This is a genomic window from Reyranella humidisoli, assembly GCF_019039055.1.
Taxonomy (GTDB): Bacteria; Pseudomonadota; Alphaproteobacteria; order Reyranellales; family Reyranellaceae; genus Reyranella; species Reyranella humidisoli.
On the sequence record NZ_JAHOPB010000001.1, the window covers coordinates 803,723 to 827,057 of the forward strand.

Consider the following 23,335-nt stretch of genomic DNA (forward strand, 5'->3'; position numbering starts at 1 on the left):
CTCACGGCGTGATCGCCACTTTCAGCACGCCGTCGCGCTGATGGGCGAAGAGGTCGTAGGCCATCTCGATGTCGGCGAGCCTGAACCGGTGCGTGACCAGCGCCTCCAGATTCGCACGGCCCGAAGCGACCGCAGCCATCAGGCGGCGCATGCGTTCCTTGCCGCCCGGGCAGAGGGACGTGACGATCTTGTTGTCGCCCAGTCCGGCAGTAAAGGCGTCGAGCGGAATGCGGAGGTCGCCCGAATAGACACCGAGACTCGACAGCGTCCCGCCGGGACGCAGCACCCGCAGGGCGTTCTCGAAGGTCTGCTGGGTGCCGAGCGCCTCGACGGCGACATCGACGCCGCGCCCGTCGGTGAGCTCGCGGATCGCCACGACCGGATCGACCTTGCGGAAGTCGATTACGTGATCGATGCCGAGCTTGCGGGCGACGGCCATCCGCGCCGGAACGGTATCGACGCCGATCACGGTGGTCGCGCCCATCAGCCGCGCCCCGAGCGCCGCGCAAAGCCCGATCGGCCCGAGGGCGAACACCGCCACCGTGTCGCCGATCCGGACCTGGCCGCTCTCGGCGCCGGCGAACCCCGTCGACATGATGTCGGGACACATCAGAACCTGCTCGTCGCTGAGATTGCCCGGCACCGGCGAGAGGTTGGCCATCGCGTCCGGAACCAGCACGAACTCCGCCTGGCAGCCGTCGATCGTATTGCCGAAGCGCCAGCCGCCCGCCGGCTTGAAACCGTGCCGCGTATCGGGTCCATCCTGCGAAGGCTGGCCGCAGAGGCACGCATAACTGTGCCCGCTGGGCGTGATCGCACCGGCGATCACGCGCTGGCCTTCCTTGTAGCCCTTCACCTGCGAGCCGAGCTTCTCGACGATCCCGACCGGCTCGTGGCCGACGATGAGTCCCTTGCGGACGGGATACTCGCCGCGAAGAATATGAACGTCGGTGCCGCAGATCGTCGTGGTCGAGATGCGAACCAGCGCATCGGAGGGCCCGACGTCAGGTACCGGGCGTGATTCCAGGACGATGCGTCCCGGTTCGGCAAAAACGGCCGCCATCATCCTGGCCATGACCTTCCTCCGCGTTTCACGCACGACGATAGTCTCGTGCCGGTCACGGCGGATTGATCTGCCTCAACCAGCCGGAGATCAGGCGACGAGCGCTGCCGACTCCTGCACCTCGTCCGATGTGGCGGGCGCAGCGGCCAGCAGTTCCATCTGCCGCCGGATCTCGCCCTGGTAGTCGGACGAGAACTGCAGGGCCCAGTCCTGCTGGGCTTTGTGCAGCTCAGCCGGTGTACGTGCGCTCATGAAATCCTGGCAGCACTGCAGGTTGCGATTGAGGCGCCGGAAGGCGAACTCGGTCACGCCGCGCTGCCACTCGACGAACGAATCGCCCGCAGCGGACAGGCCGGGCTCGGGGATGATGGATGACCATGGTGCGGACATGTGGACCTCCTTGGAATCAGGGCACCCGTTGCCGTCAGCGACGAAGGATGGCGGGCTTCACCTCGACGACGCGGAACGGTCTCGCAACGCCATCGTGCTCGGTGACGGTGATGTAGTCGCCGACGGTGAATTGATGCCGGTCGAGCTTGAAGATCGGCTCGTCGTCATCCGGGCCCGGCGCATAGGAGAAAACCCAGCCGCCCCGCGTATGGATCAGCGAACCATGCTCGTCGTCGGCTCCGTCCCAGAACCGGCGAACAGTGCAGGCCGACTTGGCATCCGAGAAGCCCGCCGAGTCGAGATGACCCTTGCCATCCAGGGGAGCCACAAGCTCGTAACCGTGCACCGCGCTTCCGTTGGGGAACTCGGGCGTCCGGGCAAGTTCCAGTCGAATCTGTTTCAATTGCATCTGTCATCTCCCGTGTCTCGGTGCGGCGGTCGGGCATCGTCGGCGTCCTTCATTCGCCACCACCAGAGCAGGACGGCCAGCAGGCTGAACGGAAGACAGATGACGAAAACGCGAACGTCGCGAGTAAGACCCGCCAGGATCAGCCCACCGAAGCCCAGAACGCCAATCGAGCAGAAAGCGCTCCAGCGCAGCATGGGTTGCTCCGTGCCGGATACACCCTCCCCATAGGCCGGAAAGCGGGAGCGGCCCTTGATGTGGCTCAAGGCCCGGCTCTTTCGCAGGGGCCGCGGCCCGCCTACATCAGGACGAACATGGCCACCGAGGCGGCACCCATCACCGCGAAGGTGAACCATCCGAGCACGCGCTGCCACCAGCTCGCAACGAACGCTCCCATGATGTCGCGTCTCGACGCGACGACCATGATGGCGGCGATGAACGGGACCACGATCACGCCGTTCAACACCGCCGACCAGACCAGCGCCTTGATGGGATCGAGGGCGAGATAGTCGACCGCGAGGCCGATCCCGATCGCCGCGGCAATGATTGCGTAGAATGGGAGCGCATCGCGCGGACGGTTTTCGAGCCCCGTGGTCCAGCCGAGCACCTCGCCGAAAGCGTAGGCAGCCGATCCGGCCAGCACCGGCACCGCCAGCATCCCCGTCCCGACGATGCCCAGGCTGAACAGCAGGAACGTTGCCTCGCCGGCAATCGGCCGCAGCGCCGCCGCGGCCTGCTCAGTGCTCTGGATATCCGTGATGCCGGCCGCATGGAGGGTCGCGGCGGTCGTCAACATGATGAAGAAGGCGACGAGGTTCGACACCGCCATGCCGACGGCGGTCTCGCGGTTGATGCGGGCGATTTCACGCCCGGCGTGATCGGAAGATACGATCAGGGGCGCCGCTCCGGGGTCGGCTTCCTCGTCCTCGACTTCCTGCGATGTCTGCCAGAAGAACAGGTACGGTGCGATCGTCGTGCCCAGCACCGCCACGACCAGCATCAGCGTCCGGCCGTCGAGATCAAAGGCCGGCACCAGGGAACCGGTCGCCACTGCGGCCCAGTCGAGCCGAACCGTGAACACGATTCCGGCATAGGCCAGCAGCGAGAAGGTCAGCCATTTCAGGAAGCCGACATAGCGGCTGTAGGGGACGAACACGATCGCCAGCAGCGAGACGGCGGCAAAGCCCAGCGTGTAGCCATGCCGGTCCCACGGCAGGAGCATGTTCACGGCAGCGCCCATCGCCGACAGGTCCGCGCCGATGTTGACGGTGTTGGCCACGAACAGCAGGGCGACCGCCAGCAACACGAGCGGGCGTGGAAACACCCGGCACAGATTGGCCGCGAGTCCCCGCCCGGTGACCCGGCCAATACGGGCGCTGACCGACTGGACCGCCACCATCAGGGGCCAGGTGAGGACGACCGTCCAGAGCAGGCCGAACCCGGCCTGGGCCCCGGCCTGCGAGTAGGTCGCGATACCGCTCGGATCGTCGTCGGCGGCGCCGGTCACGATACCGGGTCCGATCCGGCCTGCCGGCCGCGGCGCGGGTCGATCCGTCGATGAAGCGCGCGGCATGTCGGGCTTTCCGTCTGATAAGGGACGCCCCTGCTCGCTTCGGAAGCGTGACATTCGGCGGGCGCTTGTGTCCCACCCCGAAAGCGGACCGTCGTTGATCTGGATCATGGGGACCGGCCTCGCCGTCTCTACCGTATCTCTGCGCCGAGCCACGAGGGGTGCAGCCCCGCGTTTCGAGACCGGAGGATCAGGAGATGATGCATCAGCCCGAGCCACCGGCTCTCGTGCGACTGGGGCGGACGCTATGCGTCCGCGTCGCACAAGCCATCGTCGTGCTTTTCGCGCTGGCCCTGTCGCTGGATGTCCGTGCCGAGCCTGCGGACAACGCGCCGGTCCACCTGCTTTCGCGGTGCGCCGGCAAGGCCGGCGGTAACGTACGACAGGGCGATCCGGCCTTCATGACGCTCGCCCTCGACGGTCGTCCCTGGATGACCATCGACAAGACAGAAGATGCGGACGCGCAGGCCATCCTGACGACGATCACGAGCAATGGCTGGGCGAAAAGGCGCGACGGCACATCGTTCCTCTTTCGCTTCACCTGCGTCCTGAACGCCCAGGGTCAGGCGACGATGTTTCACGCGAGCGCGTTGCTGCGAGACCTCGGCGACCGCCTGCCGCCGGCGATCGTGATCAACGGGTCCGCGACCTATCCCTTGAAGGAACCGCTGCAAAGAGGCATCGAGCTGCAGCTTCAGTTACTCGACACCTCGCAGGATCCGCCGGCGATCCTGACCGAACAGGTCATACGAAGCGGCTGGCATCTGCCGATGGGCTTCTCGCTGCGCCTACCGGCCGGCATGTCCCTGGAAGGCCGGCCCCTCGCCCTGGCCGCCCGCGTCGTGCTCGCGCGCCAGACCCTCTTCGAACTCGTCGAACCGCGCAAACTCGCCCCGGGCGAGCTGACACGGTTCATCGAGCTGACCCTTCTGCCGGTCGGCGACGGCCGACGCTGAGCCACGCAGCCGCGATCAGGGGGACGAAGCGCTGCCCGGATCGGATGTCTTGTCGGGCGGCGCGGTCGCCAGCACCATCCGCACCAGCGCCGACAGGCTGTCGGCCTGCATCTTGGTCATGACGTTGGCGCGGTAGACTTCGACGGTCCGGGCGCTGATACCGAGATCGTAGGCGATCACCTTGTTGGGCTTGCCGTCGACCAGGCCCTTCAGCACGTCGCGCTCGCGCTCCGACAGGAGGGCGAGGCGCGCGCCGATGGCCGAGACACGGGACTCGTGCTCGCTGTCGCGGGCATGACGCGCCAGCGCGGAACGGATCGCGGCAAGCAGGACCTCGTCGTCGAAGGGCTTCTCGATGAAGTCGACGGCACCGGCCTTCATGGCCTGCACGGCCAGCGGCACGTCGCCATGGCCGGTCATGACGATCACCGGCAGACGGGGGCGCAGTTCGGCGAGCCGCTTCTGGAGCTGCAGCCCGTCCATTCCCGGCATGCGGATGTCGGTGACGACGCATCCGTCCTGGATGTCCTGCAGGAGCTGCAGGAACGTGGTCGCCGAATCGTGGACGCGCACGGCCAGTCCCGCCGTGCTGAGCAGGAAGGCCAGCGACTGGCGGACGTCGACATCGTCGTCGATGACATGGACCACCTGGCTAGACATCGTCGCCCTCCCCGCGTCCGGCGATCGACGGCAAGGTGAAGCGAAAGGCGGTGCCCCCGCCTTCCCGTCCGGCGACCGATATCCGGCCGGCATGCGCCTCGACGATCGTGCGACAGATCGAGAGCCCGAGTCCCATTCCCTTGCGCTTGGTCGTGACGAACGGCTGGAAGAGGTTGCGCGCCACCTCGGGAGCGAGGCCGGGGCCCGAATCGGCGACCGAGACCTCGACGAAGCCGCCCTCCCTCAGGACGGTTGCGATCTCGAGCCGGCGCGGCGGCGTGGTCTCGGCCATCGCCTCGATGGCATTGCGGATCAGATTGACCAGCACCTGCTGGATCTGGATGCGATCGGCAAAGACCTGCGTGGCGTTCGGATCGAGCCGGAACACGGTTTCGATGCCCCCTTCGCGCGCACCCACCAGGGCAAGCGTGCTGGCGTCCTCGATCAGCTTGGGCAGGTTCTCGTTCGTGCGCTCGCTGTCGCCGCGCGATACGAACTCGCGCAGGCGCCGGATGATCTGGCCGGCCCGCAGCGCCTGATCCGCGGCCTTGCCGATCGCGTCGCGCAGCACCGCGACCTCCTCGCCGTCGAGCCGCTGCAGAATGCGCTGCGAACCCTTGAGGTAGTTGCTGATGGCCGTGAGAGGCTGGTTGATCTCATGGGCAAGCGTCGACGCCATTTCGCCCAGCGCCGTGAAGCGCGACATGTGCGTCACTTCCGACTGCAGCTCCTTCAGCCGCGACTCCGTCATCTGCTGGTCGGTGAGGTCGCGGATGAAGCCCGTGAAATGATGACGGTCGCCGGTGCGCAACTCGCCCACGGTCAGGTGCATCGGAAAGGTCGAGCCGTCCTTGCGCTGTCCGACGACGATGCGACCGATGCCGATGATGCGCTTCTCGCCAGTCGCCAGATAACGCTCGATATAGGCGTCGTGGCGCTCCCGATCGGGAGACGGCATGAGAATGCTGACGTTGCAGCCCACGACCTCGGCATGATCGTAGCCGAACAGCCGTTCGGCCGTCGTGCTCAGCGACTCGATCAGTCCCTTCTCGTCGATGATCAGCATGGCGTCCGGCACGGTCTGCAGGACCGAGCGCAGCCGTGCCTCGGCCGCCTCCAGCGCCAAGGCTAATGTCGTTTCGCTCATGGAAATGGCTTCTGCATCGATCGGCGGCGCTTGTCGCCGACGATAGCACGCCCGAGGGGCGGGACGAAACTCAGGGCCGGATGAAGGCGAGCGGCGCATCCTCGTCGAGATTGTCGATCGCCGCGCCGAGCTCTGCGGCGATATCCCCGGCCGAGCGGTTGAGCCGGAAGATCCGGATCGCCTCGGACAGCAGGGAACGGGCCACGACATCGCCGTCGATACCCTTGGCCGCCGCCTCGGCGAGTGCGGCCTCGACATGGCGCTGAACGAGAAGATAGGTGCTCATCGAATGACTCCGTCAGATCCCGCTGGAATGGCGTCCCTTGCCTTGGGCAAGGTATTGGTCGAAGGCGGCACACACGAACCGCACCAGCGGCTGCCCGCGATCGGTGACATGCAGCCGATCGCCGTCGAGGCGCACGAGGCCGTCATCGATCAGCGCCGGCAGTTCCGCTATGCCGGCCAGGAAGGGTCCAACCGCGAACTCGTGTCGGCGGCAGATCTCGCCCAGGTCCGCAGAGAAGTTGCACATCAAGCGGTCGATGATCTCGGCACGCAGCCGGTCCGCGGCATGGGTCGCCACGCCCCGCTCGGTCGCAAGCAGGCCCGCCGCGATGGCGGACTGGTACCGTTTGGTATCGGATGCGTTCTGGACGAATCCCTGGGGCAGGCTCGAGATCGCCGAGGCGCCGAGGCCGACGACCGAGGGCAACGCCTCGGCGACATAACCCTGAAAGCTGCGACGCAGCTGGCCGCGGCCCGCCGCCGTCGCCAACGGATCCGCCGGCAGGGCGAAATGATCGAGACCGATCCGATTGTAGCCGGCCGCGACGAGCCGCTCGGCGACAAGATCGGCCATCGCGGCGCGCTCCGGCAAACCGGGAAGGGTCGACACGTCGATGAGCTGCTGCCGCGTCTTCATCCAGGGCACGTGCGCGTAGCCGAACACCGCAAAGCGTTCGGGACGGATCGCGAGGGCGACATCGAGCGTGCGCGACAGCGAGTCCAGCGTCTGGCGCGGCAGTCCATAGACGAGATCGATGTTCACGTGCCGCACGCCGGAGTCCCGGAACCGCCCGATGGCCGCGCCCGTGACCTCGACCGACTGAAGCCGGTTGATGGCCGACTGCACGTCGATGTCGAAGTCCTGCACGCCGACGCTCACCCGCGTGACGCCGGCATCGACCATTGCCGCAACGAAGGCCTCGTCGCAGAATCGCGGGTCGACCTCGACCGACGTTTCGGCGCTGCTGGCCCGGTCGAACCGCCCCGCCAGATGCCGCGAGACCTGGGCCAGGCGCACGGCGCCGAGCTGCGAGGGCGTGCCGCCGCCCCACTGGATCGTGCCCACCAGCAGATGCGGAACGGCATCGGCAACCAGGTCGATCTCACGCATCAGCGCCTGCGCATAGTCGTCGAGCGGCTGCGTCCGGCTCATCGCCGACGTGTTGCAGGCGCAATACCAGCAGAGCTGCTTGCAGAACGGCACATGCAGGTAGACCGTGGCGCGGTCATCGGGCAGGGCCGCGAGCCAGGCGCGATGATCCGACGGCCCCACTGCCGCATGGAATTGTGCGGCGGTCGGATAGCTGGTGTATCGCGGAACGGGCCGGTCGTACGCCGCCAGGCTCCGCCGCGTGAGGTTGGTGCCGTCCACGATCGCCCGCCTCAATGCGAAATGAAGACCGGAACCGTCATGCTGGCGAGCAGCGTGCGGCTGGCGCCACCCAACACCATCTCGCGCACCCGGCTGTGTCCGTAGATGCCCATCACGATCAGGTCGACGTCGAGATCGGCGGCGCGCGACAGGATGACCCCGCCGACATCCGTGTCTGCCGCGACGTCGCGCTGCACCGTCACCTTCACGCCATGACGCGCCAGCCAATGCGCGGCGTCGGCGCCCGGCTCGGCGCCATGCCCGTTGGGTGAAGTGCGCGGGTCGACGACGAGCACCGTCACCTTGCGGGCGGCACGCAGGAACGGCAGCGCGTCGGCCGCGGCCCGTGCGCTTTCGCGGGTCGCGTTCCAGCACAGAAGTACGTTCTGGCCGGGCGGCTTGCGGACGCCCACATGCGGCACGACGAGGCACGGACGGCCGGTCGAAAGAACCACGGATTCCGGCAGGTCCGACGGCGTGGGCGTCTGCGCCTCTGGATCGGTCTGGCCGACCACGAGGAGATCGGCGTAGCGCGCCTGCACGGCGAGCTCGGTGTCGATGAAGCCCTCCGTCACGCGCCATTCGGAGGAGAGGTGCCGCCCCTTGAGCGCCTTGTCGAATGCCTTGCGCGCGGCGCCCTCGTCGGCCTTGGCGCCGGCTTCATAGCTGGCGAAGAGACTGTCCATGGGCATGCCCTCGAAGAAGACCGGGGCCTCCAGCGGCGGACTTGCATGCAGGCCCACCAGATGCGCGGCGTCCCGCTCCGCGAGGTCCGCGGCCACAACGAGTCGCTGGGCGACCTTCGGGCCGGCGTCACAATGGACCAGGATCGTCTTGTAGGTCATCGGCAGCTCCTTGGCAGGCATCGAAATCTGCTGCCCCATGCCCCCGCCCGCCTTGATGCAGGTCAAGACGCTGGAGCCACCGAAAGTGTCCAATCAGGACATGGAAATCGTCTCGCGCCTCATCGCCCTCTGTGGCGAAGGCCTGCATCCTTCAGCGTTCGCGGCGTCCCTGCCGCTGGCCTTGTTCCTGGCCGGCCTCGCGGGCGGTGCGCTGCATTGCGCCGGCATGTGCGGCCCCTTCGTGCTGGGCCAGGTGATGGCCGCCACGGACGCCACGCCCCTGTCCGGGTACGGGGAGTGGCGCCGCGCCTCGGGCGCGGCGCTGGTGCCCTATCATCTGGGACGAGCCACGACCTACACGGCGCTGGGCGCCATTGCCGGCAGCGCCACCGCGCTCTTCGCCGCCACCACCGGCTTCGCCTGGGCCTCCTCGCTCCTGCTCGCGGTCGCGGCGCTGTTGCTGATCGCGCAGGCGGCCGGCCTGGCGATCGGGGGTACGACGACTCCCTGGAGTTCCACCCTGTCGCGGCTCGCCTCTCCGCTGTCGCGTTCCCGCCACCCGGCCGGGCGGTACGGGCTCGGCGTCCTGCTGGGCTTCCTGCCCTGCGGCCTGCTCTACGCCGCGCTTGCGGCCGCGGCTGGCACCGGCTCGGTGACGGAAGGCGCCCTGGCGATGACGGGTTTTGCCCTGGGCACCGTGCCCGCGCTCGTGGCCGTCGGCTGGGGCGGACTGATCATGCGGCGCCGCATACGCGCGGCCGCGACATGGGTGAGCGCTCCGCTGCTGGTGGGCAACGCCTTGGTCATGCTTGCCCTGGCGAGCCAGCGGCTGTAGCCGGCGATCGACTCAGGCGGCGACTACGAGCGCCCTGCCGTACTGCTTCGATGCGCGTCTCGGATCGTGCAGCGGGAATTGCACCCGAATTGAGCCACCTTCGCCCATGCTTCGGCAGGCGACCTTACACCGTAACGAGCGCCTCGAGGGCTGCGGCGATCGCGAGCACGAGCAGAATGGAGGCGTACAGCCACAGACCGATTCCGCTCACGTCCTGGACGAACTCCTGCGGAGTCATTGGCTTCGAATATCTGCTCATGTCCCCTCTCTCGACCCGGCCTCACATCCGCCAAGTCCGCAAGCATCGATACGACCTGTCCCGCCGGCAGAAAATTCCGGGATTCGACTACGGAGAATTACGGAGAGGCAGCGGCGGTGGCTTCACCGGAGGTTGGAGCCGGCTCGAAGACCACCACATCGCGATAGGCGTGCCAGGTGGCGTGCGCCACCACCGGCAGCACGACGACCAGGCCGAGCAGCCCCGGCACCATGGCCATGGCGACCAGCAGGACGATCAGGCCCGCCCACAACAGCATCGGACGCGGGTTGAGGCGCACCGCGGCAACCGAGGTGGCGATCGCCTCGAACACGTTCGAATGGCGGCGGTCGAGCAGTAGCGGAATCGAAAAAGCACCGATGACGAAGGCGAGCGCCGCAAGGGCCGCGCCGATCACCACGCCGGCCGCCAGGAAAGGAAGGCTGCGGGCGGAATGCCAGAGGACGTCGGTGAAACGGTCCCACGACGGCACGCCCTGTCCCTGGAAAAGGGCGAACAGGAGTTGCGCGGCGCGCATCCACGCGAGATGCAGCAGCAGCAGCACGACCCCCATCAGCGCGATCTGGTCGGTATTGCGCCGCCAGGCGGCCAGCGTCGCGGCGCCGTCCACCGGCAGACCCGCGCCGAGCCGGCGGCTGGTTTCGTACAGGCCGACCGCCATGAACGGTCCCACGAAGAAGAAGCCGGCACTGAGCGGCAGGACCAGCCAGGGCTGCTCGAACCACAGCAGCAGCGCGATGGAGGCCCAGCCCGCCGCGACCGCCCCAGCGCCCCACGCGAGGCCGCTCGCCGGCGCCGCCCAGAGATCTTTCCAGCCCGCGGCCAGCCACACCCAGGGCCGGTCTATGGGCACGCGCCGGATCTGCGGCGACGGGCCCGGAAACACTGCAACAGGTTCGCTCATGGTGAGTTTTTCCCGGACATGATGCGACACTTCATACCGGCTGGCGGCGCGAAGCCTTGACCCACATCAAGGGAGATTGCGGGCCACCTCCCTAGTCTCCCCGCGTCAAAGCGGGAGAGATCATGTCGAGTCCAGCCGTGCTGTCAGCCGGTGCGCGAGCAACGCCGCACTATGTCGAGGATCCGATCCGGGCCGCCGTCGTATTGACGATGTTCTGGGGGGTTGCGGCCTTCCTTGTCGGCGTCATCATCGCCGCCCAGCTCGTCTGGCCGCAGCTCAGCTTCGACAGCCCCTACCTCACCTTCGGGCGCCTGCGGCCGCTGCACACGTCGGCGGCGATCTTCGCCTTCGGCGGCACCGCGCTGATCGGCACCGCCTTCCACGTCGTGCAGCGCACCTGCCGCGCCCGCCTTTTCGGCGGCGAGCCGCTCGCCTGGTTCATCCTGCTCGGCTACCAGTTCTTCATCGTCATGGCCGCCACCGGCTACCTGCTCGGCATCACGCAGAGCAAGGAGTACGCCGAGCCCGAATGGTTCGTCGACCTGTGGTTGACGATCGTCTGGGTCGCCTACCTGCTGGCCTATCTCGGCACCGTGCTGAAGCGCGAGGAGCCGCACATCTACGTGGCCAACTGGTTCTACCTCGCCTTCATCGTCACCATCGCGATGCTGCACATCGTGAACAACCTCGCGCTGCCGGTGTCGATCACCGGGACCAAGAGCTACGGTGCCTGGTCGGGCGTGCAGGATGCGATGATCCAGTGGTGGTACGGCCACAACGCGGTCGGTTTCTTCCTGACCGCGGCCTTCCTCGGCATGATGTACTATTACATCCCGAAGGCGGCGAACCGGCCGGTCTATTCCTACCGCCTGTCCATCGTGCACTTCTGGTCCCTGGTGTTCATGTACATCTGGGCCGGCCCGCATCACCTGCACTACACGTCGCTCCCCGACTGGGCGCAGACGCTCGGCATGGTCTTCTCGGTGATGCTGTGGATGCCAAGCTGGGGCGGCATGATCAACGGCCTGATGACGCTGTCGGGCGCCTGGGACAAGCTGCGCACCGATCCCGGCCTGCGCTTCTCCGTCACCGCCGTCGGCTTCTACGGCATGTCGACGTTCGAGGGCCCGGTCATGTCGATCAAGGCCGTCAATTCGCTCAGTCACTACACCGACTGGACGATCGGCCATGTCCATTCCGGCGCGCTGGGCTGGGTCGCCTTCATCGTGTTCGGCACGCTCTACTACATGGTGCCGAAGCTGTGGAACCGGACGGGCATGTGGTCGACGCGCCTGATGGGCTGGCACTACTGGATCTCGACCATCGGCATCGTCCTCTACATCACGGCGATGTGGGTGAGCGGCATCATGCAGGGTTTGATGTGGCGTGCCTACGATGAGCTCGGCTTCCTCCAGTACTCGTTCGTCGAGACGGTCGCGGCCATGCAGCCCTTCTATGCCATCCGGCTGCTGGGCGGGATCTTCTTCCTCACCGGTGGGCTGTTGATGGCCTACAACATGTGGCGCACGATCCGTGGCGAGGCAACGCTCGCCGCCCGTCCCCGCCCTGCCCTCGCAGCCTAGGAGACGCGCGATGTTCATCCGTCACGAATGGATCGAGAAGAACGCCATTCTGATGCTCGTCCTGACGCTGATCACCGTATCGATCGGCGGCCTGGTCCAGATCATCCCGCTGTTCACCATTGAGACGACGATCGAGCGTGTCGATGGCGTGCGACCCTACACGCCGCTCGAGCTGCTCGGGCGCAACATCTACATCCGCGAAGGCTGCTACCTCTGCCACAGCCAGCAGATCCGGCCCTTCAAGGACGAGGTCGAGCGCTACGGTCACTACAGCCTCGCCGCCGAGAGCATGTACGACAAGCCGTTCCAGTGGGGCTCCAAGCGCACCGGCCCGGACCTCGCGCGCGTCGGCGGCCGCTACTCCAACGACTGGCACGTGGCGCATCTCGCCTCGCCGCGCGCCGTGGTGCCGGAGAGTATCATGCCGGCCTACCCGTTCCTGGCCGACAAGCCGCTCGACTACAGCGACATCGCCCAGCACCTGAAGACGCTGCGCGCGGTCGGAACGCCCTACACCGACGAGATGATCGCCAACGCCAAGGCGGACCTGGAAGCACAGGTCAATCCCGACCTCGATCCGACGGCCCTCGAGAAGCGCTATCCGCGCGTCGTCGTCGGCAAGTTCAACGGCAACACGACTTCCATCACCGAGATGGATGCGCTGGTGTCGTACCTGCAGATGCTCGGCACGCTGGTCAGCTTCGGCGACCTGCCGCCCGAGCGGCTGCGGCAGTAGGAGGCGGCCATGACCCTGCAATCGCTGGGTGAGTTCCTGGGCTCGCTGTGGACCGTATGGGCGCTGATCGTCTTCGCCGGCATCGCCTTCTGGGCCTGGCGGCCGCGCAACAAGAAGCGCTTCGAGAAGGATGCGCAGATTCCCCTCAAAGACGACGACCGCTGAAGGACCCGTCATGCCGACCAAGATCGAGAAGGACACACTGTCGGGCCGCGACACGACCGGCCATGAATGGGATGGCGTCAAGGAGCTGAACACGCCGCTGCCGACCTGGTGGGTCTATACCTTCTACGCCACCATCGTCTTCGCGGCCGTCTACTGCTTCCTCTACCCGTCCTGGCCGTGGCTGAACGGACATACCGAGGGCTCTCTGGGCTATTCGAGCCGGGTCGAGCTGACCCAGGCGCTCGAGGCCCAGGCCAAGTCGCGCGCGGTCTATGTCGACCGCATCCGTGCAACGCCGCTCGCCCAGATCGCCAAGGAGCCGGAGCTGCTCAACTTCGCGATGGCCGGCGGCCGCTCGGCCTTCCAGACCAACTGCATGCAGTGCCACGGCGCGGGCGGCGCCGGCAGCCCGGGCTTCCCCAACCTGGTCGACGACGACTGGATCTGGGGCGGCAGCCTCGACCAGATCTACACCACCATCCGGCATGGCATCCGCAACGCCGACGACAAGTCGCGCCAGTCGATGATGCCGCGCTTCGGCGTCGACGGCCTGCTGACCGGCGCCCAGGTGGCCGCCGTCACCGACTATGTCCTCAGCCTCTCGGGCAAGGCGAAGGCCACGCCGGAAGGCGCGAAGATCTACCAGGAGCAGTGCGTCGCGTGCCACGGCGCCGAGGGCAAGGGCAACCAGGAGCTGGGTGCCCCCAATCTCGCCGACGGGTTGTGGCTCTATGGTGGCGACCGCGACTCGGTCTACCGGTCCATCTTCTACGCGCGCAACGGCAGCATGCCGGCATGGAGCGGCCGCCTCGACGAGGCGACCATGAAGATGCTGGCCATCTACGTCCACGCGTTGGGCGGCGGCCGCTAGGCGCGATGCGGGCAGGCGTACCATGGACAATCGCGTCCACGACGACGAAGCGGTTTCCCTGCGCACGCAGAAGGAAGCGTTGCCGCTCTACGTCACGCGCATCAAGGTCTACCCGCGCGCCATCGCCGGGCAGTGGCGGCGCATCAAGTGGGGCGTCCTCGTCCTGCTTCTGGGCATCTATTATCTCGTGCCGTGGATCCGCTGGGATCGCGGCCCGGATGCGCCCAGCCAGGCCATCCTGATCGATCTCGACGGAAGGCGCGGCTGGTTCTTCGACACGGTGATCTGGCCGCAGGAAGTCTACTTCGTCACCGGCCTACTGATCCTGGCCGCCTTCGGCCTGTTCCTCGCCACCTCGCTGTTCGGGCGCGTGTGGTGCGGCTTCACCTGTCCGCAGACCGTGTGGACCGATCTCTTCATGTGGGTCGAGCGGCTGATCGAGGGCGACCGCAACGAACGCATGCGGATGGACCGCCAGCCGATGTCCGTTGCGAAGGCGGCGCGCAAGACGCTGAAGCATGCGGCGTGGCTCGTCATCGCGGCGGCGACCGGCGGCGCCTGGGTCTTCTACTACGTCGATGCGCCGACCACCCTGGTGAAGATCTTCCGGGGCGAAGCCTCCGCCGAGGTCTACGTCTTCGTCGGACTCCTGACGGCGACGACATATGTCCTGGCAGGCTGGGCCCGCGAGCAGGTCTGCACCTACATGTGCCCGTGGCCGCGCTTCCAGGCCGCCATGCTCGACGAGCAGAGCCTGATCGTCACCTACCAGAAGTGGCGCGGCGAGAAGCGCGGCAAGCACAAGGCCGGTGACGGCTGGGAGGGCCGCGGCGACTGCGTCGACTGCAACCTGTGCGTCGCCGTCTGTCCCACCGGCATCGACATCCGCGACGGCCAGCAGATCGAATGCATCGGCTGCTCGCTCTGCGTCGATGCCTGCACGCAGACCATGGACAAGGTCGGCCGGCCGCGCGGCCTGATCCGCTGGGACACGCTGGCCAACCAGCAGGTCAAGGAACGGACCAAGGGCGGACAGCAGGCGCGCTGGCGCCCCATTCGGCCGCGCACGGTGCTCTATGCCGGCCTGCTCCTCGTGGTGGCGGCGATTTTCCTCACGGCCTTCGTGTTGCGCACCACCGCCGAGCTGACGGTCCAGCGCGATCGCAGCCCGAACTTCGTGCGCCTGTCCAACGGCGACATCCGCAACGCCTATACGGTGAAGATCCTGAACAAGCAGCGGCAGGAGCACCGCTACCTGCTGTCCGTGTCCGGCCTGCCGCAGGCGACGCTGGGCGTCGTCGGCGCCGGCACCGAGGGCGGCGAAGCCGAACTCGCCGTGCATCCCGACACGGTCGGCACCTATCGCGTCTTCGTCACGGTGCCCGCTTCGGCCGCGCCGGCCGGCACCCGGCCCATCGCCTTCGACATACGCGAGACCGGAAGCAGCACGCGCGCCGCGCACGATGCGGTGTTCGTCGGACCAGCCCGCTGAGGAGACACGCCATGACAACCGCCACCACGACCGTCGGCCGCGATCGCCATATCCCCTGGCTCTTCGTGCTGGGTTTCGCGATCGTATTCGCGGTCAACGGCACCATGATCTGGTTCGCGGTCGGATCCTTCTCCGGCCTCTACACGCCGAAGCCACGCGACCGCGGACTGCACTACAACGACGTCGTCGCCGCCCAGCAGGCCCGCGACACCCTGGGCTGGCGCGTCGTCACCTTCTGGCATCCGCAGAGTGATCGCCTCGAACTGACCTTGTCCGATCGGTCCGGCGCACCGCTGGCGGGTGCCCGCGTGATGGTCGAGCTGGTGCGGCCGGCCGAGAAGCGCCCGCCGCTCGACGTTGCGATGGCCGCGGTCGACGCCGGCCGGCACGAGGGCCACGTTGCCCTGCCCGCACGCGGCAACTGGGACGTCGATATCGTGGTGGAGCGCAACGGCGAGCGCTTCGCCCAGACGCAACGCATGTTCCTCAAGTGACCGACGCCGCCCTCTTCGCCGCACCGACCGCGAGCCGCACCGCGCAGGCCTGCGCGCATTGCGGCGCGCCGGTGCGCGGGCGGGGCGACGACGCATTCTGCTGCAGCGGCTGCGCGAGCGCGCACGCCATCATCGGCGCGGCAGGCCTGGATGGCTTCTACGCCCGCCTCGAGGAGCGGCGTGCCCGGCGGCCCGAGCCGCTGGAGGCCGACTTCGCGACCCATGCGCGCGAAGCCGGCAAGGACCAGTGCACGCTCGAACTGCTGGTCGACGGACTCGACTGCGCGGCCTGCGTCTGGCTGATCGAGAGCCTGCTCGCCCGCAACCCGGCCGTCACGAAGGCGCGGGTGCATCTGTCGACGCGCCGCCTGTCGCTCGCCTGGCACGGCGCCCCGGCCGAGGCCAATGCCCATGCCGGCCTGGTCGCCGCGCTGGGCTTCCGCCTCGCCCCCTACGACGCGCTCGCCGTCACGGCGGAGGACGACCGCGAAGCACGCGAACTGCTACGGGCCCTGGCGGTCGCGGGCTTTGCCGCGGCCAACGTCATGCTGCTGTCGGTCGCCGTCTGGTCGGGCCACGACGGCTCGATGGGCGAGGCGACGCGCACGCTCTTCCACTGGCTGTCCGCGGCCATCGCCCTGCCCGCCGTCGCCTATGCCGGCCAGCCCTTCTTCCGCTCGGCCTTCGCCGCGCTGCGCGCCGGCCGCACCAACATGGATGTGCCGATCTCGATCGGCGTCACACTGGCCTGCCTCGTCAGCCTGCACGAAGCCTGGGCGGGCGAGCAGCATGCCTATTTCGATTCGGCGATCACGCTGCTCTTCTTCCTGCTGATCGGCCGCTATCTCGACCGCCGCGCGCGCGGCCGGGCGCGGCACGCGGTGCGCGCGCTGATGGCGCTCACCACGCGCACCGCCACGATCCTGTTGCCGGACGGCGGCACGGCATCGCGGCGTGTCGATGCGCTGGTGCCGGGCGACGTGCTGCTGGTCGCCGCGGGCGAGCGGCTGGGCGCCGACGGGCTGGTGAGTGAAGGCGCCTCCACACTCGACGCCTCGCTGGTCACCGGCGAGAGCCTGCCGCTGGCGGTGGCGCCCGGGTCGCGGGTCTTCGCCGGCATGGTCAATCTCGGCGCCGCCCTGCGCGTGCGCGTCACAGCCTCCGGCGAACGCACGCTGCTCGCGGAAATCGTGCGGCTGGTCGAAGCGGCCGAGCGCGGCCGCTCGCGCTTCGTGGCCCTCGCCGACCGCGTGGCGCGCGCCTATGCGCCGGTCGTGCATGCCACCGCGCTGCTCACCTTCCTCGGCTGGTTCCTCCTCGGCGGCCTCTCGTGGGATCGCGCGCTGCTGGTCGCCACCGCCGTGCTGATCATCACCTGCCCCTGCGCCCTGGCACTCGCGGTGCCAGTCGTGCAGGTCGTGGCCAGCACGCGGCTGCTGCGGTCGGGCGTCCTGCTGCTCTCGCCGACGGCGCTGGAGCGGCTGGCGCAGATCGACCATGTCGTGCTCGACAAGACCGGTACGCTGACGCTGGGCCGGCCCGAACTCGTCGACGCGCCGTCCGACCCCGAGGTTTGCCGCAGCGCAGCCGCGCTTGCGGCGGCCTCGCGCCATCCGCTGGCCCGGGCGCTGGCCCGCGCCCTGCCCGACGTGGCGCCCGCCGATGGTGTCGTCGAACATGCCGGCCAGGGACTTGCCACGCATGACAGCCGGCTGGGATCGGCCGCTTTCTGCGGCGTCGCCGCGCCGGTCGACGACGGGCGCTCCGAACTGTGGTTCGTGCGCGACGGAGGCCCGCCGCACCGCTTCGCCTTCGCCGACCGGCTGCGGCCCGACGCGGCCGCCACCGTCGCGGCGCTGCAGGCGCGCGGCCTGCAGGTCGAACTCCTGTCCGGCGACCGACCGGCCGTCGTCGCCGAGGCCGCGCGCGCCGCCGGCATCGCGACCTGGCAGGCCGAGGCCACGCCTGCGGCAAAGGTCGCGCGCCTCGCCACGCTCGCCGCCGAGGGACGCAAGGTGATGATGGTCGGCGACGGGCTGAACGATGCGCCGGCGCTCGCCGCCGCGCATGCCTCGCTGTCGCCCACCAGCGCCGCCGAGGCGACGCAGAATGCCGCCGATGCCGTCTTCCAGGGCGAGGCGCTGGCGCCGGCGATCGAGACGCTGGACGTCGCCCGCCGCGCCGACCGCCTGGTGCGCCAGAACTTGGCGCTGGCGCTGCTCTACAATCTCAGCGCCGTGCCGCTCGCCATCCTGGGCGAGGTCACGCCGCTCGTCGCCGCGGTGGCGATGTCGTCTTCCTCGCTGCTGGTGATCGGCAACGCGCTGCGCCTCGGCGCGGGACACCCGGCAAAAGGACCGCGCTGATGGACAGCCTGCTGGTCCTCGTGCCGGTCGCCCTGCTTCTGGGACTCATCGCGCTCGCCGCCTTTCTGTGGGCGCTCCGCAACGGCCAGTACGATGACCCCGACGGGGCCGCCGGCCGCATCCTGTTCGACGACGACGACAAATAGAGGAGAAACGACATGTCTCACTGGATCATGGGAATCTTCGCCGGCCTGCTCGGCCTCGTGGGCCTGCTGATGGCGGGCGCCGCGCGCGACTTCGGCATCCTGGCCTTCGGCCTGTCGCTCAGCCTGTTCGGCGTCCTGTTCTGCTGGTGGATGATCAAGACCGCCTTCGACGAGGCGGAACGCGGCACCGACACCGCGCGGGAACAGCCGTAGGGCTTACCGACCGCGTGCCAGCCGTCTAGTTGGCTGGCACGGTGACGACCGGCGGCGCCGACCGCACGCCGACATCGGATATCGAGAAGAGAAGCATCACGCTCCCGAAGATCAGCTTCGACCGGATGTCGGTCTCGGCGATCCAGAACCAGCGCCCCTTGTAGGGTACGGCCACGTAGGAATCGGACGGCGCCGACGGCCCGCTCAGGACGTTGATGAGCGGCGGAGTCGTGCCCTCCGAGGCGTGCGCCATGGTGGCCCCGGGCATGGCGCGCCCGCTCGAGACGTCGGCTTCGGGCACCTGTGTCAGGATTCCGAGTTCGAGCATCACCTGGAGCATCGAACGCGTCACCAGCGCGATTTCGTCCGACTTGCCGGAATAGCCGCCGTACCGCACCGAGTAATCGCCGGCAGGGCGTGAAAGGTGGAGAATACTGCGGACTTCGGCAATCTGCGAAGCCACATTGGCCGGGCTGCCCCCAGCCGGAGGGAAGCCGATCAGCGTGTTCTCGCCATCTTTCTTGCGGTTGATCCGGATCTGCAGTGCGTTGGCCTGCTGCAGCTCGTACAGGAGCTGGGTGAGCCGCAGGAATCGTGGATCCGCTGGCCGGGACATCCCCGGCCGCCGCGATTCGTTGGCGATACCGTTGATGGACTCCACGGTGAGCGGCATCACGACGGTCGCATTGTATCCCGCCTGCAGCAGGAACAGCACCGCGCTTGGCGGCATCGGCTCCATCAGCTTGCGGACGAAGTCCGTCCCGGTGAGTGGGGCATAGATTATGGTCGGCCGGTCGATGAAAGTCGCACCGACGGCCGCCGTACCGCCAACAGCGGGCGGCACCACGCCCGTCGCGGCGCTGGTGTAGTTGGCAATTCCGAACCCTGCTCCGCCAGTTGTCTGGAACTGGTAGCCCGCGATGACCTGGCCGATCTCCATGAACATCGGATAGTCGCCGTAACGCAACCGCACGATGTTGAGCAGCGTCTGCTACTTCCAGGAATCCCCGATCGCGGCGGCATAGTCGGCGCGGTCGCGAGGCACGGTTCCCGGCCCGATGCTGCTGCAGCCGCACAGTGCCGCCGCGGCCAGCACGACCAGCGAGCCGCACGGGCGCATGGTCACTGCCTGTCTTTTTGCCAGGGCCAACGCCCGCTGACCTCGAGCTCCAGCGCGAACCCAAGCAGGGTGCGGATGGCGATGATCACCGCCAGGACACCAAGATTATAAAGGGTGGGCTCTATCGCCACGGTTCCGATGATGTCGGCGATGACGAGAAATTCCAGGCCAAGCAGAATCGCCCGCCCGAGGTCGGTGCGCAGACCGTGATAGGCGTCCTCCGGGCTGGCCCCCCGGCGAATGCGGATCAGGCAGGCGCCGATGGCCAGGAACGCACCCGCCAACAGGACGAGGACCCCAATCAGTTCCACGATATGGCCGGCGGTCGAAGCCAGCAGGTCGATTGTCATGGGACGCTCAGCTCGTCTCGACGACGGCTTTGACCCTGCCCTGGCGCACTGCCCTGACGAAGGCGCGGTGGTCGCGCTGCGCCTGGTCCGCATACGCCACGGCAAAGTCACACATCGCGTCGTCGAAAACCTCGCTCGAGCCCAGGTATCCCGCAATCTTGGCAGGATCGCCGGAGCGGGCATGGGCGCGCGCCAATGCCCAGCCGCAGACACGGCTATAGGCGCGCAGATCGCTGGCATCGAAATCCTCGATGATGGCACTGGTCTTCATGTCGCGAAGCTGGCGCACGTAGAAATGCCGCTTGCTCAAGCCGGTACCCCATCCCAGAAACAGGTCGCTCGCCGACTGCATCAGCCTCTGCCCGGCCACCACCCGCTGGCCGTGGTTGGCGTGGGCACTCGCACCTGCATAGGGCTCTAGAACCGAGGCCTTGGCCTCCTTGATCTGCAGGAAGAGAGGATCCTCCTTGCGGGGCTTCCCTTCACGCTGTGAAGCGCGCGGAACGGCCTCCCGCAGCGCCTTTCCCTCGGCGCGACGCTCGTCAGCCGCCTTGTACGGCACGGATGCGATCATGTGACCATGTGCGGTTGCGTCCATGCGTCTCCCCCAGCTTACCCGACGATACGCGCGCCGCCGGATCAAGCCTTGAGATGGATCAATCGCCGATGGAGGCCACGCACTCCGTTCACCTTGATGCCGTCAGCGAACCATGGCGCGGATCGAACGGCGTCTGTCCAGATCTCGCAGCGCTTCGTCGAAGACGTCCGCCACGAGATCCTGGCCGTACCGCAGGGTATCGAGGCCGAGCGGGATACCGACGCAGCTTGACCTGCGCCAATGTTCGCCGACCTAACCGTCCGACCTGCCGGAGGATCCTCCAAGGCCTTGCAGATCGCCCTTGTTCGCGCGCCGACGATCTTCAGGTTCCGGGAAGGAGCGCTCGACGGTTTGCTCCAGCAGGGCGAGCTCGCTCTGCAGCGAGGGTGCGCGCGATGGCGGCAACCGTTCGACAAGATGCTCGAGCATGGCTCGCAGACGGCGAACGACCTGGGTGCTGGAAGCGCCGTACTGCCGCACTTCGGTGACGGCCAGGCTGACGATGTTGTCCCAGTCGGGCGTCGGGAAAACGAGTCTCAGCGTGTTGCCGGCATCGTGAACCCTCGCATTGTCGAGATTCTTCTGTCCGGCGTATCGCAGCAGCCGGTGGATCTGATCGATGGCCAGCACGGCCGTCGTCGGATCGTTGACCGCGGGTGAAAGGGCGCGAGACGCCACGTCGACCATGATGCGGAAGGCGAACATCGGATCCTGACGCATCGTGCGCTCCGGGCCGAAGGCGACCAGCGCATTGAGTGCTTCCTCGCTCAAACGCGCATCGGCGGGATAGAGGCGGGCCAACGGGTCTCCGGTCGAAACGAAATCTCCTATCTGCGGGATGATCTCGATCGTGCAGCCGGCCCTCGTCGCAAGTGCCATGAGCTCGCGCCCGCCAAAGGCCAGAAAGGTCCCCGACGGACCGATCCGTTCGACGATGCGGCCGGGGCGCCCCACAAGTTCCTGGGCCATCCCCTGGCTTTCCGCCCGCGCAGGATCGAAAGCCCCCTGGTAGACGCTGTCCATGGCATCCTTGCCGTCCGCGAACACCTTCTGCAGCACCGTGACCGGCCGCAGGCCGAGCCCGACTTCCTCGACGAACCAGAAGAAGACGGCGATGGCCAGGATGTTCCCGGCGATGGCGAGAAGGATCAGCACGCCGTGACGCACCTGTTCGGTCGTGTTGGCCAGGGCAACCATGGTGATGCCAAAGGCGAAGACGAAGATGCTGGCCGCAACCTTCATCTCCCAGCGGCTGAACGTCATCCTGATGATGCGCGGCGTAATCTGGCCGCTGGCGAGCTGGACGGCCAGCAGCAGCGCCGAAACCGCGTAGACCATGAATGTCAGCATCGAGGAGGCGAAGGCGGCCATGGAGACGCGCATGCCCTCGACATCGCCATCGTCGAAGCGTGGCCAGCTCGGATCGGGAACGAGCCCCAGGACGAGCTTTCCTGCCAGCCATGCGACCAGCAGCGCGAGGGAGGGGAACAGCCAGAACGAAGATCTCGCGAACTCGCCCAGGCGGTAGCGGAAAAGCCAGCTCATGATGGTGCCTTCGACGAGACTTCGGCCGGGACCTTGCCCAGCCAGCCTGAAGCGAGCCAGGTCGCTGCGAGGGTCAGCGGGACACCGAGCGCAACCATGACCGTGGTTCGGGGATCGGGATCGGCCACGAGCAGCGGCGCGAGGGCGGCGCCGAGATTGCGCGTGCAGGCGCCGAGGCAGACGACGCTGCGCCGTGCAGGCGGCAGGCGGATCGCAAGCAGATACCCGCCGGCAATGAGACCGATCGCATAGAGAAGCTGCCCGGCAATGGCAAAGCTACCGATCGCGCCGAAGAAGCCCTGGCCGTGGCGAATGGCGATCGCCAGCAGCAGGACGACCGTCGCCGCACCGGCAATCGGCCGAACGACGGCGAGCAGTTTCTGTGCGATCGGCCGGTGAACGGCACGCAGGGCCATGCCGGCGCCCATCGGAAGAATGAGCAGAACCAGCAGGGGACGCGCGACCGTCCAGGCTTCGACGGAGAGCCCCGGCACGACGACGGGGACGCCGAGCGGCATCATCAGGACGGTACCGAGCGCCGCGACGAGCATGAATGCCGCGGTATAGGAAAGGTCGCCCCCAGCGCGCCGGACCATCATCGGCAGGAAAGGCGCCGCCGGCGCCAGGGAAACCAGCAGCAGGCCGACCGCATAGGGCTCGGCCATCGGCACGACACGCACGATCGCAAACGCAAGCGCGGGCGCGAACAGCCAGTCGACGACCATGACGATCAGGAGGAAGCGCAGATCCCGCAGCGGTGCGAGCGCTGCCCGGCCATCCGTCTCCAGGCCGATCGCCAGGAGGTTGCCGGCCATAAACAGGATCACTGCCGGCCGAATGGCGATCTCCGCGAGGTGCAGAATGCCTTCCATTCCGCACCGATAACCCACCGGTCCGACGCGGGACTTGATCGTTGTCAAAGAGTAGGCATTGCAACGGGCTATCC

At 67.6% G+C, this 23,335-nt stretch carries 29 protein-coding genes; 11 read left to right on the top strand and 18 right to left on the bottom strand.

Annotated elements, in window-relative coordinates; translation table 11 throughout:
* Position 1 precedes the first annotated feature (1 nt).
* From KQ910_RS03965 to KQ910_RS03985, 5 genes are all read right to left on the bottom strand, one after another.
* Positions 2 to 1,075, bottom strand: coding sequence for a zinc-binding dehydrogenase (locus tag KQ910_RS03965; protein ID WP_216957179.1), 1,074 nt, complete (start codon positions 1,073 to 1,075; stop codon positions 2 to 4).
* 78 nt (positions 1,076 to 1,153) lie between these two features.
* Positions 1,154 to 1,453, bottom strand: coding sequence for a hypothetical protein (locus KQ910_RS03970; protein WP_216957180.1), 300 nt, complete (start codon positions 1,451 to 1,453; stop codon positions 1,154 to 1,156).
* A gap of 34 nt (positions 1,454 to 1,487) precedes the next feature.
* Positions 1,488 to 1,862, bottom strand: coding sequence for a hypothetical protein (locus tag KQ910_RS03975; RefSeq protein ID WP_216957181.1), 375 nt, complete (start codon positions 1,860 to 1,862; stop codon positions 1,488 to 1,490).
* Positions 1,853 to 2,125, bottom strand: a complete 273-nt coding sequence (locus KQ910_RS03980; RefSeq protein ID WP_216957182.1) for a hypothetical protein — start codon at positions 2,123 to 2,125, stop codon at positions 1,853 to 1,855. Before KQ910_RS03980 ends, KQ910_RS03975 begins: the two co-directional genes overlap by 10 nt.
* 32 nt (positions 2,126 to 2,157) lie before the next feature.
* Complete coding sequence (locus tag KQ910_RS03985) at positions 2,158 to 3,432, bottom strand: NRAMP family divalent metal transporter (protein ID WP_216957183.1); 1,275 nt, start codon at positions 3,430 to 3,432, stop codon at positions 2,158 to 2,160.
* A 194-nt stretch (positions 3,433 to 3,626) separates the two neighbouring features.
* Here KQ910_RS03985 and KQ910_RS03990 point away from each other — a divergent pair, with 194 nt between their 5' ends.
* Entirely contained in the window at positions 3,627 to 4,385 is a 759-nt protein-coding gene (locus KQ910_RS03990) for a YbaY family lipoprotein (protein WP_216957184.1), read from the top strand.
* Between the two features lie 15 nt (positions 4,386 to 4,400).
* Here the strand turns inward: KQ910_RS03990 and fixJ are convergent, their stop codons facing one another.
* The 5 genes from fixJ to KQ910_RS04010 all read right to left on the bottom strand — a co-directional run bounded on the left by fixJ (position 4,401) and on the right by KQ910_RS04010 (position 8,715).
* Positions 4,401 to 5,045 (bottom strand): response regulator FixJ, encoded by a 645-nt coding sequence (gene fixJ, locus KQ910_RS03995; RefSeq protein ID WP_216957185.1) that lies wholly within the window; start codon positions 5,043 to 5,045, stop codon positions 4,401 to 4,403.
* The gene (locus KQ910_RS04000) at positions 5,038 to 6,192 is read right to left on the bottom strand and encodes a two-component system sensor histidine kinase NtrB (RefSeq protein ID WP_439653315.1); all 1,155 of its coding nucleotides are present in this window, start codon (positions 6,190 to 6,192) and stop codon (positions 5,038 to 5,040) included. Before KQ910_RS04000 ends, fixJ begins: the two co-directional genes overlap by 8 nt.
* A 70-nt stretch (positions 6,193 to 6,262) precedes the next feature.
* Positions 6,263 to 6,478 carry a hypothetical protein gene (locus tag KQ910_RS26640; protein WP_229600318.1) on the bottom strand — a complete coding sequence of 72 codons (216 nt, stop codon included), beginning with the start codon at positions 6,476 to 6,478 and terminating at the stop codon, positions 6,263 to 6,265.
* A gap of 12 nt (positions 6,479 to 6,490) precedes the next feature.
* Positions 6,491 to 7,849 carry an oxygen-independent coproporphyrinogen III oxidase gene (hemN, locus tag KQ910_RS04005; protein ID WP_216957187.1) on the bottom strand — a complete coding sequence of 453 codons (1,359 nt, stop codon included), beginning with the start codon at positions 7,847 to 7,849 and terminating at the stop codon, positions 6,491 to 6,493.
* Positions 7,850 to 7,860: 11 nt separating this feature from the next.
* The gene (locus KQ910_RS04010) at positions 7,861 to 8,715 is read right to left on the bottom strand and encodes a universal stress protein (protein ID WP_216957188.1); all 855 of its coding nucleotides are present in this window, start codon (positions 8,713 to 8,715) and stop codon (positions 7,861 to 7,863) included.
* 16 nt (positions 8,716 to 8,731) lie between these two features.
* Between KQ910_RS04010 and KQ910_RS04015 the strand changes: the two genes are divergently transcribed.
* Positions 8,732 to 9,529 (top strand): sulfite exporter TauE/SafE family protein, encoded by a 798-nt coding sequence (locus KQ910_RS04015; protein ID WP_216957189.1) that lies wholly within the window; start codon positions 8,732 to 8,734, stop codon positions 9,527 to 9,529.
* Between the two features lie 124 nt (positions 9,530 to 9,653).
* Here KQ910_RS04015 and KQ910_RS26895 read toward each other — a convergent pair whose 3' ends face one another.
* Together KQ910_RS26895 and KQ910_RS04020 are read right to left on the bottom strand one after the other, a co-directional pair.
* Positions 9,654 to 9,788 carry a hypothetical protein gene (locus KQ910_RS26895; RefSeq protein WP_255560179.1) on the bottom strand — a complete coding sequence of 45 codons (135 nt, stop codon included), beginning with the start codon at positions 9,786 to 9,788 and terminating at the stop codon, positions 9,654 to 9,656.
* Between the two features lie 97 nt (positions 9,789 to 9,885).
* A complete protein-coding gene (locus KQ910_RS04020) occupies positions 9,886 to 10,710 on the bottom strand; it encodes a DUF2189 domain-containing protein (RefSeq protein ID WP_216957190.1) in 825 nt (274 codons plus the stop codon).
* 122 nt (positions 10,711 to 10,832) lie between these two features.
* On the opposite strand from KQ910_RS04020, the gene ccoN reads away from it, so the two are divergent.
* Genes ccoN through KQ910_RS04065 form a run of 9 tightly spaced genes read left to right on the top strand, consistent with a single transcriptional unit; the run spans position 10,833 to position 18,776 of the window.
* The gene (gene ccoN, locus KQ910_RS04025; protein ID WP_216957191.1) at positions 10,833 to 12,293 is read left to right on the top strand and encodes a cytochrome-c oxidase, cbb3-type subunit I; all 1,461 of its coding nucleotides are present in this window, start codon (positions 10,833 to 10,835) and stop codon (positions 12,291 to 12,293) included.
* A 10-nt stretch (positions 12,294 to 12,303) separates the two neighbouring features.
* Positions 12,304 to 13,029 carry a cytochrome-c oxidase, cbb3-type subunit II gene (gene ccoO / locus KQ910_RS04030; protein ID WP_216957192.1) on the top strand — a complete coding sequence of 242 codons (726 nt, stop codon included), beginning with the start codon at positions 12,304 to 12,306 and terminating at the stop codon, positions 13,027 to 13,029.
* Between the two features lie 9 nt (positions 13,030 to 13,038).
* Positions 13,039 to 13,194, top strand: a complete 156-nt coding sequence (locus tag KQ910_RS04035) for a cbb3-type cytochrome oxidase subunit 3 (RefSeq protein WP_082751840.1) — start codon at positions 13,039 to 13,041, stop codon at positions 13,192 to 13,194.
* A 10-nt stretch (positions 13,195 to 13,204) separates the two neighbouring features.
* Positions 13,205 to 14,065 carry a cytochrome-c oxidase, cbb3-type subunit III gene (gene ccoP, locus KQ910_RS04040; RefSeq protein ID WP_216957193.1) on the top strand — a complete coding sequence of 287 codons (861 nt, stop codon included), beginning with the start codon at positions 13,205 to 13,207 and terminating at the stop codon, positions 14,063 to 14,065.
* 22 nt (positions 14,066 to 14,087) lie between these two features.
* Positions 14,088 to 15,557, top strand: coding sequence for a cytochrome c oxidase accessory protein CcoG (gene ccoG / locus KQ910_RS04045; protein WP_216957194.1), 1,470 nt, complete (start codon positions 14,088 to 14,090; stop codon positions 15,555 to 15,557).
* 11 nt (positions 15,558 to 15,568) lie between these two features.
* On the top strand, positions 15,569 to 16,051 hold the full coding sequence (locus tag KQ910_RS04050) for a FixH family protein (RefSeq protein WP_216957195.1): 483 nt from the start codon (positions 15,569 to 15,571) through the stop codon (positions 16,049 to 16,051).
* Positions 16,048 to 18,417: a heavy metal translocating P-type ATPase gene (locus tag KQ910_RS04055; RefSeq protein WP_369408285.1), complete on the top strand. Its 2,370-nt coding sequence runs from the start codon at positions 16,048 to 16,050 to the stop codon at positions 18,415 to 18,417. The genes KQ910_RS04050 and KQ910_RS04055 overlap by 4 nt, the downstream gene beginning before the upstream one ends.
* Positions 18,417 to 18,563 carry a cbb3-type cytochrome oxidase assembly protein CcoS gene (gene ccoS, locus KQ910_RS04060; protein WP_216957196.1) on the top strand — a complete coding sequence of 49 codons (147 nt, stop codon included), beginning with the start codon at positions 18,417 to 18,419 and terminating at the stop codon, positions 18,561 to 18,563. Before KQ910_RS04055 ends, ccoS begins: the two co-directional genes overlap by 1 nt.
* Positions 18,564 to 18,575: 12 nt before the next feature.
* A complete protein-coding gene (locus KQ910_RS04065) occupies positions 18,576 to 18,776 on the top strand; it encodes a hypothetical protein (protein WP_216957197.1) in 201 nt (66 codons plus the stop codon).
* Between the two features lie 25 nt (positions 18,777 to 18,801).
* Here KQ910_RS04065 and KQ910_RS04070 read toward each other — a convergent pair whose 3' ends face one another.
* The 6 genes from KQ910_RS04070 to KQ910_RS04090 all read right to left on the bottom strand — a co-directional run bounded on the left by KQ910_RS04070 (position 18,802) and on the right by KQ910_RS04090 (position 23,261).
* Positions 18,802 to 19,749, bottom strand: a complete 948-nt coding sequence (locus KQ910_RS04070) for a hypothetical protein (protein ID WP_216957198.1) — start codon at positions 19,747 to 19,749, stop codon at positions 18,802 to 18,804.
* Positions 19,750 to 19,767: 18 nt separating this feature from the next.
* Positions 19,768 to 19,902, bottom strand: coding sequence for a hypothetical protein (locus KQ910_RS26900; RefSeq protein WP_255560180.1), 135 nt, complete (start codon positions 19,900 to 19,902; stop codon positions 19,768 to 19,770).
* On the bottom strand, positions 19,899 to 20,246 hold the full coding sequence (locus tag KQ910_RS04075; RefSeq protein ID WP_216957199.1) for a DUF1622 domain-containing protein: 348 nt from the start codon (positions 20,244 to 20,246) through the stop codon (positions 19,899 to 19,901). Before KQ910_RS04075 ends, KQ910_RS26900 begins: the two co-directional genes overlap by 4 nt.
* Before the next feature lie 7 nt (positions 20,247 to 20,253).
* Positions 20,254 to 20,844 (bottom strand): DUF2252 family protein, encoded by a 591-nt coding sequence (locus tag KQ910_RS04080; RefSeq protein ID WP_216957200.1) that lies wholly within the window; start codon positions 20,842 to 20,844, stop codon positions 20,254 to 20,256.
* Positions 20,845 to 21,096: 252 nt separating this feature from the next.
* On the bottom strand, positions 21,097 to 22,389 hold the full coding sequence (locus KQ910_RS04085) for a DUF2254 domain-containing protein (RefSeq protein ID WP_216957201.1): 1,293 nt from the start codon (positions 22,387 to 22,389) through the stop codon (positions 21,097 to 21,099).
* A complete protein-coding gene (locus KQ910_RS04090; RefSeq protein WP_216957202.1) occupies positions 22,386 to 23,261 on the bottom strand; it encodes a bile acid:sodium symporter family protein in 876 nt (291 codons plus the stop codon). Before KQ910_RS04090 ends, KQ910_RS04085 begins: the two co-directional genes overlap by 4 nt.
* Between the last annotated feature and the right edge of the window lie 74 nt (positions 23,262 to 23,335).